Origin of the sequence: Dermacoccus sp. GAS27A, assembly GCF_044909235.1 — a bacterium.
In the GTDB taxonomy this organism is placed as follows: domain Bacteria; phylum Actinomycetota; class Actinomycetes; order Actinomycetales; family Dermatophilaceae; genus Dermacoccus; species Dermacoccus nishinomiyaensis.
Genome location: NZ_JBIYDW010000009.1, coordinates 1 through 12,752, shown reverse-complemented (window position 1 = coordinate 12,752; position 12,752 = coordinate 1). Strand labels below are relative to the sequence as shown.

Annotated in this window: 11 protein-coding genes; 5 read left to right on the top strand and 6 right to left on the bottom strand. The window is 71.0% G+C overall.

The features are described from left to right. From ABH936_RS10510 to ABH936_RS10500, 3 genes are all read right to left on the bottom strand, one after another. Positions 1-471, bottom strand: coding sequence for a lycopene cyclase domain-containing protein (locus tag ABH936_RS10510; protein ID WP_040014990.1), 471 nt, complete (start codon positions 469-471; stop codon positions 1-3). A gap of 31 nt (positions 472-502) precedes the next feature. Further along, complete coding sequence (locus ABH936_RS10505) at positions 503-1,528, bottom strand: DUF5914 domain-containing protein (RefSeq protein ID WP_062256476.1); 1,026 nt, start codon at positions 1,526-1,528, stop codon at positions 503-505. Positions 1,529-1,607: 79 nt separating this feature from the next. Beyond that, a complete protein-coding gene (locus tag ABH936_RS10500) occupies positions 1,608-2,567 on the bottom strand; it encodes a phytoene/squalene synthase family protein (protein ID WP_404603226.1) in 960 nt (319 codons plus the stop codon). Between the two features lie 326 nt (positions 2,568-2,893). Between ABH936_RS10500 and ABH936_RS10495 the strand changes: the two genes are divergently transcribed. Together ABH936_RS10495 and ABH936_RS10490 are read left to right on the top strand one after the other, a co-directional pair. Then, positions 2,894-4,108, top strand: coding sequence for a glycosyltransferase (locus tag ABH936_RS10495; protein WP_404603225.1), 1,215 nt, complete (start codon positions 2,894-2,896; stop codon positions 4,106-4,108). A gap of 37 nt (positions 4,109-4,145) precedes the next feature. Continuing rightward, a complete protein-coding gene (locus ABH936_RS10490; protein ID WP_404603224.1) occupies positions 4,146-5,774 on the top strand; it encodes a hypothetical protein in 1,629 nt (542 codons plus the stop codon). A gap of 115 nt (positions 5,775-5,889) precedes the next feature. Here ABH936_RS10490 and ABH936_RS10485 read toward each other — a convergent pair whose 3' ends face one another. After that, positions 5,890-6,606: a DUF998 domain-containing protein gene (locus tag ABH936_RS10485; RefSeq protein WP_241725151.1), complete on the bottom strand. Its 717-nt coding sequence runs from the start codon at positions 6,604-6,606 to the stop codon at positions 5,890-5,892. Between the two features lie 235 nt (positions 6,607-6,841). Here ABH936_RS10485 and ABH936_RS10480 point away from each other — a divergent pair, with 235 nt between their 5' ends. Both ABH936_RS10480 and ABH936_RS10475 read left to right on the top strand, forming a co-directional pair. Then, positions 6,842-8,257, top strand: a complete 1,416-nt coding sequence (locus ABH936_RS10480; protein WP_404603223.1) for a tryptophan-rich sensory protein — start codon at positions 6,842-6,844, stop codon at positions 8,255-8,257. Further along, positions 8,257-8,979, top strand: a complete 723-nt coding sequence (locus tag ABH936_RS10475; protein ID WP_404603222.1) for a CPBP family intramembrane glutamic endopeptidase — start codon at positions 8,257-8,259, stop codon at positions 8,977-8,979. The genes ABH936_RS10480 and ABH936_RS10475 overlap by 1 nt, the downstream gene beginning before the upstream one ends. A gap of 219 nt (positions 8,980-9,198) precedes the next feature. Here the strand turns inward: ABH936_RS10475 and ABH936_RS10470 are convergent, their stop codons facing one another. Continuing rightward, positions 9,199-9,840 (bottom strand): DUF3253 domain-containing protein, encoded by a 642-nt coding sequence (locus tag ABH936_RS10470; protein ID WP_404603221.1) that lies wholly within the window; start codon positions 9,838-9,840, stop codon positions 9,199-9,201. Between the two features lie 322 nt (positions 9,841-10,162). Between ABH936_RS10470 and ABH936_RS10465 the strand changes: the two genes are divergently transcribed. After that, the gene (locus ABH936_RS10465) at positions 10,163-11,347 is read left to right on the top strand and encodes a glycosyltransferase (protein ID WP_404603220.1); all 1,185 of its coding nucleotides are present in this window, start codon (positions 10,163-10,165) and stop codon (positions 11,345-11,347) included. Between the two features lie 208 nt (positions 11,348-11,555). Here ABH936_RS10465 and ABH936_RS10460 read toward each other — a convergent pair whose 3' ends face one another. After that, complete coding sequence (locus ABH936_RS10460; protein ID WP_404603219.1) at positions 11,556-12,617, bottom strand: lipid II:glycine glycyltransferase FemX; 1,062 nt, start codon at positions 12,615-12,617, stop codon at positions 11,556-11,558. Between the last annotated feature and the right edge of the window lie 135 nt (positions 12,618-12,752).

Sequence of the window (12,752 nt, the reverse complement as noted above, 5' to 3'; positions counted from 1 at the left end):
TCACACCTCCCTCGACGGGCGATGATCGCCTCGCGCGGACGAGCCATCAGCCGCCACATGGCGTCCCTCGCCCGCCCGCCCGTCCGAATCGACCCGGGCGAGAGCACTTCTCGCGCTCCCGCTCGAGCGCCACGAGGCGAGCAGGCGCAGGCAGAACCCGACGGCTCCGTACGTCAGCAGCCCGCAGATCGGGATGACGACGAAGAACACGAGCTCCTCGATCGGCATCGGGGTGAGCGGCACATCCCAACCCGACGTGAACCGCGGCGAGTACGACCAGTGATCGCGCACGATCCCGACGATGTCCCACACACTGAACAGCACGACGACGGGCAGCAGCGCCGCGAGCAACCGTCGCGGGCGTGAGTACACGCGGGCGCGCAGGACGAGTTCGAGCGGCAGCGTGATGAGCAGGCATCCACCCATGAGCAGCAGGTACTGATAGGGATCCCAGGACGCGGGCAGGCTCATGTCGCCCACCCCACCACGACGTCGGCCGCCGTCACGACTGCCCGTCCCTCGCGAAACCCGAACGCAGTTCGTAGCGACGCTCCGCGTACTCGAGGTCGTCGACCCACAACTGGCCCTGCGTGCGCAGCACGAGCGGGCGGATGAGCGGCGCGAATGCCCGCGCCGCACGGAAACCGGGGCGCTCGGAGTGCGCGATCGTCGCCTCGTGAATGACGCTGCGAGCCGGCTGCTCGGCGCTCGCCGGCTGCACGCACGTCGCGTGGGTCTCGACGGTGCTGCCGACGCCCTCGCCGTCGATGATCGTCATCGTGATCGTGCGGCTGTCGGCGCACGTGAACGCCGCGCGCACCGGAACGCCGTAGGTGTGGTTGAGGCGGAACGTCACGTCGGTGACGAGGCAGTCGTCGTCGCTCGCGTCCTCGTCGACGACGAGGTGGCTGAACGCGTATGGGTGGAACCAGGCCCCGTGCCACGGGTCGAGGCGATTCGCGATGACGTCGGACGTCTCGCAGCGCGCTTCACGCGTGTAGACCGCGACGAGCGCCTCGTCGAGTGGAGCGCGCGGGGGCAGCACCGGCGCATCGCTCGGCGTCTCGCCGTCGCTGGGCAACCGCACCCAGAACAGGACGCCGTCGTCGTGCGCGGGGTAGGTGAGCCATTCGCCCGGCCACTCGCTCGGCAGCCGCAGCCCGTGCCAGCGGCACAGCACGTCGCCGTCATCGGTGTGGCAGTTCTCCAGCAGCGCACCCATGTGCGGGCACGCGCCCGGCCCCGCGAGCGCCGAGCCGTCGGTGCCGCGCCACAACGCGATCTCGCGTCCGAGGATCGTGCGCACCGTCGAACGCCCCGCGACGACGTCCGTGCTCGCCGCCGCGACGTGCCAGCCACCCGCGTCCTGGGCGAGGGCGCGCGCCAGCATCCGCTCGATGCGGGGCACCGCGGCCTGACGCCACGTCGAGCGAATCTGCTCCTCCGGCGGCTGCGGGACGCGTCGGATCGGGTTGCGCCGCGCGATCTCGGCACGCAGTTCGGCGCGGTTGCGGGGCGGGCGTCTCATCTGCGGCTCCTTCGGCGAGTTTCGGTGGGCGAGGGGGTGCGGTGGGTCGAGCCGGTCTCCATCGTCGGGTGCACCTCGCTCATGACGCGGATGACGTCACGGCCGGCTCGTTCGCCACGGCCGATGACGAGGGCGCGACCGGCGCCGCAGTTCGGGCGCGTCCGGTGACGACGACGGCTCCCGCGATGGCGCTCTTGCGTGCTGCGGAGACGCGGTGGCGCGTGCTGAACACGTCGTAGTCGGCCGCCTCGATGAGGCACAGGATGCGTGAGTACATCGCGAGCGCCGCGCCGACGCACCGTCGCGACGAGGCAGGCAGGTGCGGCAGACCGGCTTCGGCGTCGTGGAACAGCGCGCGGTTTCGGGCGATCTGCTCGGCCATGAACGCGCGCCACTGCGGGGTGACGCGGCGCAGCCACGGGTCGGCGCCGTGCGCGGCGAGTTCGTCGGCGGGCAGGTAGACGCGACCGCGTTCGAGGTCTTCGCCGACATCGCGCAGGAAGTTCGTCAGCTGGAACGCGAGCCCCAGCGCGCGGGCCGGAGCGAACGCGGCCTCCCGCGAGCGCGGGCGCAGCACAGGCAGCATCATCTCGCCGATGACGGCGGCCGAGCCCTCCATGTACTCGTCGCGCAGCTGAGGCCACGACGCCCACGACGTGCGGACGAGATCGAGCTGCATGGCGCCGAAGAAGCGGTCGTAGCAACCGGAATCGAGGTCGAGACGCCGGGCGGTGTCGACGATGGCGGCGAACAACGGGTCGTCGCTGCGCCCCGCGGCAAGGTCGGCCTGGAAGCGCTGTTCGAACTGCGCGAGACGCTCCCCCGGCTGCAAGGATGCGTCGAGGCCGTGCCCGGTGGCCTTGTCGGGCTCGTCGACGATGTCGTCGGCCAGGCGGCACAGGGCGTACAGGCCGTAGACGTCGCGGCGCTGCTGCGGCGGCAGGAACAGCGTCCCCCAGTAGTACGTCGTGCCGTGCGCGCGGGTGATCTCGCGCGCCTGGCGGTAGCCATGCGTGAGGAGGGCCTCGGGGTCTGTCACGAGTGCCTCCACGGGTCGCGGGGTGTGAACGTCCATCGGCCGGTCGCAGGGAGGGTGAGCTGCCCGCGGGTCCGAACCATGAGCATAGCCGCCGACGCGCCGATGCGAGCGCCCCGGAGGTGTTGGAAAATCACGGAATTCGACCATGGGGGTTGGCGTTCGCGACCGTGCCGCGGCGACTCTGCGGGCCCGTTCGTGCCGTCGTGGCGGCACTACGATGAGGGCACCCGTCCGGCTATTCGAAGGTGTGCCATGCGATTCCGACGCCCGCGTGAACGCGACGCGAGCACCGAAACCCCGTGCGTTCACCCGTCGGAGCGGGCTGCATGAGGGTCGTCATCGCCGCCGCCGGCAGCCGCGGCGACGCCGTACCGTTCGGGGTGCTCGCCGCGCGTCTCGTCGCCCGCGGGCACGACGTCACCGTCGTCACCCACGCGTCGCTCGCGCACGTCATGCCGGACGGCCCGCGCGTCGTGACGGTGACGAGCGATCCGGGCGCCCTCCTCGCCGGCCCGGCGGGCACCGCACTGCGGCGTGGTGATCTGCGCGCGCTCAACCGCACGCGCAACGTGTTCGCCGAGTTCCTGCAGTCGTTCGGGCCGACCACGCGTGAGGCGCTCGCGGGCGCCGACGTCCTCGTCGCCTCCAGCTTCGCGATCGCCGCCGTCGACGAGGCGATGCGCGCCGACGTCCCCGTCGTCCGCGCGCACCTGTGGCCCGAGTTCGACACGCTCGACGGGCCGATGCCGCTGCTGCCGTACGCGTGGACGCTGCCCACCGGTGTGCGGCGTCGCGCGCGTGGAGCGCTGCGGCGCGTCGAACCGTACTTCGCGGGCGTCGACGGCGGATGGGCCGACGGCCGACTCGACCTGCGCGCCGCCCACCCCACGGGACTGACGACGGCGACCCTTGGCTCGCTGCACGCGTACAGCCCGCTGCTCGCCGAGCCAGTGGACGACTCCCGCACCGTCGTCACGGGGTGGTGGCGCGAGACGCCGCACGAGGGCTTGTCGGAGCGCACCCGGGCGCTGCTCGCCACCGGCGACGAGTGGATCGCCGTCGGGTTCGGCTCGATGCACCAGAACTCACCGGGCCGCGTCGTCGACGTCGTCACCGAGGCGTGCCGGAGACTCGGCGTGCGCGCGCTCGTCCAGCTCGACGGTGCGCCGCGCGAGGCGGATGGCGTCGTCGTCGGCATCGATGACGAGCCGCACCACGCGCTGTTCGCGCAGGTGCGCGCCGTCGTCCACCACGGCGGGTCGGGGACGACGGGTACCGCGCTCGCCGCGGGCGCGCCCAGCGTCGTCGTCCCGCACTTCGCCGACCAGTACCACTGGGCGCACCGCCTCCACACGCTCGACCTCGCACCCGCGCCGCTGCCGCGCCGACTGCTCACCGCGGGGTTGCTGACGCGTCGGCTGCGCGCGGCGATGAGTGCTGGAATGCGCGAGCGTGCAGCGGATCTCGGACGTCAGGTGGCGACCGAGGACGGCGCGGGCGTGGCCGTCGCCGCCATCGAACAGTTCGTCGGCGGGGCATGACGTGACGCCGTCCGCGTCGAGTTCATCGAGGTGGCGTGTGTCGGCGCGGTTCGTCGAGGCGCAGCCGTGGTGGCGCCCCGGTGCTCCGGCAGCGCTGGCCGTCATGATCGTGCTGCTCGCGACGGCTTCGCGCCACGGTTTTCACGGCGACGAGCTGTACTTTCGCATGTTGCCGCCCGCGTGGTGGTACGACGATCAGCCGCCGCTCACCGTCTGGCTCGCGCACGCAGCGGCGTCGGTGAGTGACGCGGTGTGGGTGCAACGGCTGCCGGCCGCGCTCGCGGCGGGGGCGGGCGCGCTCGTCGCGGGGCTGTTTCCGCGGCTTCTCGGCGCTGATGTGAGGGTGCAGCGCATCGCCGCGTGGGCGCATGCGTTCACCGTCTACCCGCTGCTCATGGGGCACGTCATGCTGACGGCGAGCCTCGATCTGCTCGCGTGGCAGCTCGTCGTGCTCGGTGTCGTCGCTGCGCTGACGGGGCGTCGCCATGCGCTGACGTGGGCCGGCGCGGCGGCTGGGGTGGCATGTTGGAACAAGCTGCTCGTCCTCGTGCTCGTCGCCGCGGCCTTCGTCGCGCTCGCCGCGTGCGCCCGATGGGTGCTGCGCACCCGTGACGCCTGGTGCGGCGCCGCGTTGCTCGTCGCGGTCGGCGGGTTCCAGGTGGGGGCGCAGATCGTTCATGGCGTGCCGATGCTCGACGTCTCGGCCGACCTCGTCGCCCGCCATGGCGCGCTCAGCCGGTGGCTCGTCGTGCCGCTGCTCGTCGTGTTCGTCGGACCGCCGTTCGTCCGGGTCGCATGGCGAGGGTTGTGGTGGCACCCGGGAAGTCGTCGCGCCGCCCACCCCGGAGCTGACGACGGCCACGACGACGGTCGGCACGTCGAGGCGGACGGCTGGCGCAGCGCTCCCGCTGACGACGCCCGCGTCAAGGCGTTCGGCGGCGTCACGAACGATCCTTTCTCCACCGACGACGGTCACGCCGGCCGCATCGCCCCGGACCCACCACAACAGCGCACCGGGCCGGTGCTCGCCGTCATGGCCGCGATCGTCCTTGTGTTCGCGCTCGTCTCCCCTGCGCAGCCCTACTACGCGGTCGCGGTGTTCTTGCCGCTTGTCGCGGTCGGCTGGGCGCGGGCGGCTGCGGACGAGGAGCACGTGTGGCGACGGGCGCCCATCGTCGTGACGGCGAACGCCGTCGTCGCAGCCCTCATCTGCCTACCGATCGTGCCCGTTTCGTCACCGGCGTTCTCCATCGTCTCCGCCCTCGACCCCATGCAGCGCGACCAGACCGACTGGCCGTCACTCGCCGCTCAGCTGGCGGCAGCCCGTCCGCCGGGTGCGGCCATCGTCACCGATTCGTATGCCCTCGCCGGAGCTGCACATCAGTACGGCCCTGCGCTCGGGGTGCCGCGTGCCGACGTCGCCTCGTGGCACAACGCGCTCTGGAGCCTCGGGCCGCCACGCAGCGACGGGGGCACGCATGACGTCCTCGCCGTCGGCGGGGACGAGCACCGCATCCGTGCGGCGTTCACGCGCTGCGACCCCGCTGGGCGGCTCATCGCGCCGCACGACCCGTTCGGCCTCGACGGCACGACGATGCTGCGATGTTCCGACCCGCGAGGAGGATGGGGCGCCGTCTGGCCGACGTTGCGCCGCCTCGGCGGTTGAGGCGCACTCCCCTGCTCCTCGTGTCGCGCGGCGCGCGTCCAAGGCCGCGATGTTGCCCGCTTCTTGGGGCGCGTCGCCGTGGCACCCCGAGCAACATCGAGGGAGGCGGGGTGTGTCAGGGTGCGGTGATGTCGCGCGGGCGTCGCAGCAGGTCGAACGCCACGACGACGAGGGCAACTGCGAGCACCAGCAGCGAGACGCCCTCCGCCACCCCGCGCGGGATGGGCGCCGGCGCCGGCATGACGTGGTCGAGACTCATGAGCGACGACACGGCACCCAGCGCCCCGAGCACGCGCGTCAGCGTGTGACGGGGCTCGCGCTCGCTCGCGAACCGATCGCGATCCCCTCGTGAGCCGGCCGACCGCACCCCCACCAGCCCATGTGCGAGCAACAGGACGGACGGCGCCGGCAGCGCGAGAACGCCGCCCACCATGTGCACCCCGATGGCTCCGTCAGCGGGAAAGACCGCGACCCACACGAGTCCGACGCCGAGGCAGACGAGCGCCGCCGTCACGAATCGTCCGAGTCGATCGCGCGTCAGAACGCCCGCCGTCAGGATGCAGGCTCCTGCGATGCCGACGGCGACGTTGAAGAGGTCGGCGCGCGGCGAGCAGACCCAGAATCCGTGCCAGTCGCGGCAGATCGTGCGTCCTAGGTCGCTGATCATCGCGCGCCGCCAGGAGAACGCCGCGCCCCGAGCATGCACCGCCGCGACGTACGCGCCCACGCACAGCACGAGCCCGAGGACGAGCAACCCAGCCGCTCCGAGCCGAGCGCAACGTCGCTCGGCTCGGAGCGGCGGGTGCGAGGGCTCGCCCTGAGGTTCGGACACGTCGAGGAGTGTAGGCCGCAGCCGCCCAGCCCCCTCTGGGCGCCGGCAGGCTGGAATGACGGCGAACCGCTCCCCACGCACCGCGGCGCTCAGGTGCGCCCGCATGAGCGGCGCAGCTGACGCCCGCGCTGAGCGACCCCGCTGTGACCGGCGCCGCTGACGCCGACGTCAAGTACGACTATCCTGAAATTCCAACGTGATCCACGCGCATTCCTCGATGAAACGGATGGACCTCATGACCTCTCGCCTCGCCCTCGTCACCGGGGCCACCGGATACGTCGGCGGCCAGGTGGCCGCTGAACTCGTCGAGCGGGGATGGCGCGTGCGCGTGCTCAGCCGCAGCGAGAAGAAGGTGCGTGCGCTGCCGTGGGGCGAGCACGTCGAGGTCGTCGAGGGGGACGCGTCCGAGGCCTCCGATGTCGCGCGCGCCATGGAGGACGTCGACGTCGCCTGGTACCTGCTGCACTCGATGAGCACGTCCGACGACTTCGTCTCCGAAGAGAAGGAGATGGCCTCGACGTTCGCCGACGCCGCCCGCGACGCCGGCGTCTCGCGCATCGTCTACCTCGGTGGCCTGCACCCGGACGACGAGGACGTCGAGCAGTTGTCCGACCACCTGCGCTCGCGCGTCGAGGTGGGCCACGTGCTCATCGACTCCGGCGTTCCGACGGCGGCGCTGCAGGCGGGCGTCGTCATCGGCGACGAGTCGTCGTCGTTCATCATGCTGCGCAACCTCAGCGAGCGCCTGCCCGGCGCGATCGCGCCGAAGTGGATCAAGAACCGCATCCAGCCGATCGCCGTCGCCGACGCCGTGCACTATCTCGTCGGTGCCGCCGACCTGCCCGCCGACGTCAGCCGCACCTTCGACATCGGCGGCCCCGAACCGATGCCGTACGGCGACATGATGAAGCGCTACGCGAAGGCGACGAAGCGCTGGCTGCCGCGCATCGTGGGCACCGCGCCGGTGACGACGGCCGGACTCGCCGGGCACTGGATCGGCCTGGTGACGCCCGTCTCCAGCACCCTGGCGGCGCCGCTCATCGGCAGCCTGCAGCACGACACCGTCGTCCACGAACGCGACCTCGACGACCTCGTCGGCGCACCTCCGGGCGGTCACACGTCGTTCGAGGATGCCGTCCGCGCGGCCGTGAAGGACCTCGACACCTCGCGCTGGGTACGCACGCTCGGGCTGACGTCCGCCGCCGTCGCCGCGACCGCCGTCGCCGGCTCGCTGCTGACCGACCCGAAATCGGCGTGGTACCGCACGCTGCGCAAGCCGGCGACCCAGCCGCCGCCCGCCGCGTTCCCGATCGTGTGGAGCGCGCTCTACACCGACCTCGCGCTCATCTCGAGCCTGACGATCGCCGACCTCGCCGAGACGGGCCGCACCAAGGAACAGCGCGCGTACATCGCGGCGCTCGCCGCGAACCTGGCCCTCAACGTCGGCTGGAACGGCACGTTCTTCGCCGCGAAGAAGCTGCGTCCGGCGGTGCTGGAGGCTGCGGTGCTCGCCGCCAGCTCGGCCGACCTCGTGCGCCGCGCGCACAAGGCCTCGCCGCAGAAGGGCGTCGTGCTCGCGCCGTATGCGGCATGGACGGGGTTCGCCACCGTCCTCAGCGCCGTCATCGCCCGTCGCAACCCGGGACGCTGATGGCGACATCGCACCGCTCACTTCGCCACGTCTTCGGCGCCGCGCTCGCAGGGGCACGCGACGTCGAACTACGTGACGCCGGGGCCGATCCCGTGCCCCAGCATCGTCTCGGCGCGACGAGGGTCATCATCGGAGCGACGGGCGTCGCGGCCGCCGTCGCGCTGTCGTGGTCGCTCAATCTCGAGCCGGGGCAGGCCCTGTTCTACCCGGCGACGTTCCTCGTCGCCGTCATCTACGGGACGGGGATCTTCGCGGCCGGGCGGGTGGGCGCGACCAGGCTGCGCTGGCGCGCTGACGGACGCGAACTGCTCGAGGCGTTCGGCGTCGGCATCGCGCTGGCGCTGTTGTTCGTCGTCGGCGCGTTTCTCGTGCGCTTCATCCCGGCGCTGCGTGACCCCGTCTCGCACCTGCTCGACCATGCCCGAAAGGGCAGCTTGCCGATCGTCGCACTGACGACGGCCGTCAACGGCATCGCCGAGGAGGTGTTCTACCGAGGTGGGCTCTGGCGCGTGCTGTCGCCGAGGAAGCGCGTGCTGTGGACGACGGTCGCTTACACCGCCGTCACGGCCCTGACCGGCATTCCGCTGCTCGCACTCGCCGCAGCGATGCTCGGCTTCGTCGTCGCCGTGCTGCGTCAGCAGTCGGGCTCGCTCGCGGGGCCGATCGTCACGCACCTGACGTGGTCGATGCTCATGCTGTTCGTCCTGCCGCACGTCGTGTAGTGAGATCGGCCGCTCGACGCCCTTGACGTGGGGTGTCCCTCGGACGGCTTGACTGCCGGCGAGCGCAGGTGAAATCCAGCCAGACGAATGTGGACGAAGATCGCAGATGTGCACGGGGGACGGTCGCGGCGGATTTCGAGCGATACGCCCCGTCGTCAGTCTGAGCGTCAGCGATTTTCGCCCGAGATCGCGTCGGCAGTGACGCGATGTCGGGGAACATCACGACGAGGGGCCCTCCCCAGCGTCAGCACGAATGTCATCGTCAGCGCCACCGTCGGCAAAGATGATCCTGACGGGCCCGCGAGCTGTCTCGTCGACGGCCTTGCCCTCCTGGGTGACGAGCACCTCGCCGGCCGCTCGCATTCGATGCGCCACGGCGCGGACGGCGGGCATGAGGTCGCGCCACCCGTCATCGCCGTTCGTCGCATCGCTGCCCCCGGTGGTGGTCGACTCGCCTCCGACTCGGGTCGCCCTCTCGTGGCCAGGCGCCTGCGAAATACCGTCGCCATGCACGTCAGCGTGCGCGCCGTTGCCGACCACGCGCGCGACGTCGCTGGGGCAGATGCTCTTGCCGGCGCGATGACGCAGCAGCGCGCGGATCGTCGCTTCGATGCGGACGTCGCGTTCGTCGTCGGACGGAGTAGTCCACCATTCGTAGCCGCGCTCGCCGAGAGCAATCTTGGCCTCCTGCACGCGCGGTCGGGCGTGCTCGGCGTCCGTGCGCACGAGGCGACGGGCGGCCATCAGTTCATCGACGAGTTCTTGCCGCAGCTTCGGCGGGATGCCGGGGTCGGACGCGCGCCAGCGTCGACCGTTCACGACGATGTAGCGACCGTCCGGGGTGCGCTCGGGTTCACTCACCCGCCCACTGTGACGGCCCACGCCGCCGCGTGTCCACCGGAGCCCGTCTGACATGCCCGCGCCGATGAAGACGGGTCTGCCTCGTGCCGCCTCCCCGGGGCCCGGCTCATGTCGGCGGCACCGTCTGACTGCAGATGCGCGATGCACTTGTCAGGCCGAGGGACGATCGTTGCCCGGATTGGCGTCGAACATGACGCGAATCCGGGCAACGACGATCCGTCAACGGGCGAGCCGGCGGGTAGGGTGACGGCGCTCGCCCTCGGTCGCGTTCACTGTGTCGTGCTCAGTGTCGTAGCCGATGAGATCGCCTCCAGGAGAAGCCATGATTCGTGTCGCGTCGGTTCCGGCCGATCACCCCTACGTCGCGCACCTCTCCCCGACCGGCGAGACACCAGGCGACGGGTGCGACGAGGTGATCCGCCTGCCCGACCCGCCCGTCATCGCTGACGACGGCTCGACGCGCTGGTGGCCGCCGCGCATCCTCGATCCGGCCTGGCTACGCGAGCATGCCGGCGAATTCGACGTGCTGCACGTCCACTTCGGGTTCGAGTCGTTCAGCCCTGAGCACCTGCGCGAGGTCGTCGACGTGGCGCACGAGCTGGGCAAGGGCGTCGTCGTCACGGTGCACGACCTGCGCAACCCGCACATCAAGGACCCGGCGGCGCAGCTCAGCCGACTCGACGCGCTCGTGCCGGCGGCTGACGCCGTCATCACGCTGACCCAGGGCGCGGCTGATGCGATCCAGGCTCGCTGGGGTCGCGACGCCGTCGTCGTGCACCACCCGCACATCGTGCCGCTGGACGTGATGGCCACGCTCCTGCTCGATGACACTTCCTCTCGGACGAACTGCGCCGACGCGCGGTCGAGCGACGACAGCACAGCGGCGCCCGCGCGAAATGATCGTCGGCGAATCGGCTTGCACCTCAAGAGTCTTCGCACGAACGTCGACGCAGCGGGAGCGCTCGACGCGCTCGCCCTCGTCGCCGATGAGCGGCCTGACGTCGAGATCGTCGTGACGATGCACCGCGCCGTTGCGGACCCAACCGATCGCGGTCACGACGCCTGCGTCGTCGAGCGCGCCGAGGCGCTGGCGGCGCGCGACGCCATCACGCTCGTCCTGCACGAGCCGATGGATGACGGGACGCTGTTCGCGTTCGTCGGCGGCCTCGACGTCAGCGTCATGGCGAACGTCTGGGGCACCCACTCGGGGTGGATCGAGATGTGTCACGACCTCGGCGTGCGCGTCGTGGCACCGAACATCGGGTTCTACGGCGAACAGCACGCGCCCGTCCTCTACGATCTCGCGGGCCGGGGCGATGAGGCCGAGGACGGTGATGCCGCCAGTGACGACGCCACCGTCGACGCTCGCAGGCTTGCCGACACGATCCTGGTCGCCGTCGACCAACGGCGCGCTGTCCCGGCCGACGTCGCCGAACGCCGCGACGAACGCGATGCCGGAGCACGCGTTCACTCCGAGATCTACCGCGCCAGCATTCCCACTCGTTGACGCGACGTCGCCCCTGGCGCGTCTGTGAGCGACATACGTCGCGTGCCTGAATGTGCACGAAATTCGCGATCTTCGTCCACCTCTGCGAGCCGCGTCCCGGTCTGCGAATCCTCGTCACATCGGCGATGTCGTGGTCACCACCGCTGCCCCGTCGCCCCCCGCGGACTCTACGACGCCCCAGTCGCGCCGTTGACCCGTCGGCCAATCGTCAGTGCGGCACCGTGCTGTTCTCCGCTGACGCCGTCGTCGGCACGGTGCTCGCCACGGGCGCCGACGAGTCCGCGCTGTCCTGCGGGCCTCGAGCCCGCTGCGTCTGACGACGTTCCGCGAGATGCTCGCGGGCTTCGAGGGCACGTCGCGCTCCGGGCACGATGTCGCGTTCCCAGGTGCCGAGGTGGGTGACGTCCTCGCCACCGAACGAACGCTTGAAGGCGCTGAATCCCGCCCAGGGATGGTTCGGCTCGTCCGGTGGTGCGAGGCCGAACAGGTCAGCGGTCCGAATGCCTGCGTCGTGGGCGTCGAGCAGCGCGCGCGTGATGAGGGGCTGGTTCGGACGCAGTTTTCGATGCTCCACGGGCATCGCGGCGTGCGCGAAGAGCCGCTGGGTGGGGCTGTCGTAGACGAGGGTGGCGCACAGCGGGGCGCCGTCCTTCCACGTCGAGTAGAGGGTCGCCGCGTCCACCGGCATCATCGCGGAAGCCACTGCGTGCAGGTAGCTGGCCGAGCGGGCGACGATGTGCTTGTGCCCTGCAGCCTGCGACAGGAACGCGGCGAGGATGGTGACGTCGTCCGGGTTGCGGCTCGTCCGCACCTCCAGGCCCTTCTTCGCGTGGTTGCGGTGAATCGTGCGGATGCTGCCCGTCGCCGCGGCAAGGATGGCGTCCGGGCCCGCAGTCAGGTCGATGAGGCGAGTGTGCTTCGGTTGGTGATCGTGCAGCGCCGGGTGAAATCTGTCGGCCTCGAGCACGTCCCGCCACAGCGGCAGGTCCGACCAGAGGGCCTCGCGTTCGCTGCTGCGCGGCTCGACGCGAACCCACCAGGCTCGCCGTCGACGAGCATGGGCGTGGATGGCACGCAAGGCGTCGTCGAGTGCGCCCGCGTCACGGCAGATCGGCCCGTACGGCACGTACAGGTAGGAGCCGACCGCGCGCTTCTCCTCGACGCACAGTGCCGACCACCCGTCTCCCTGCAGTGTCGACGTCGGCTTGCCGAGCTTGCGTTGGACCTTGGCCCATGCGTCGGTCTGCAGTGGCGATTCGAGCGAGAACATTCGAGGTTCCGATCATCGGGGCGATAACGCTCAGGCGATGTGAAGCGCCCTGGGTCTGATGGAGACTCGCGCTATTTGATTCCGATCAGCAGATTGCTGTCGTTGGGGACAGCATAGAACGCGTTCTCGAACTCG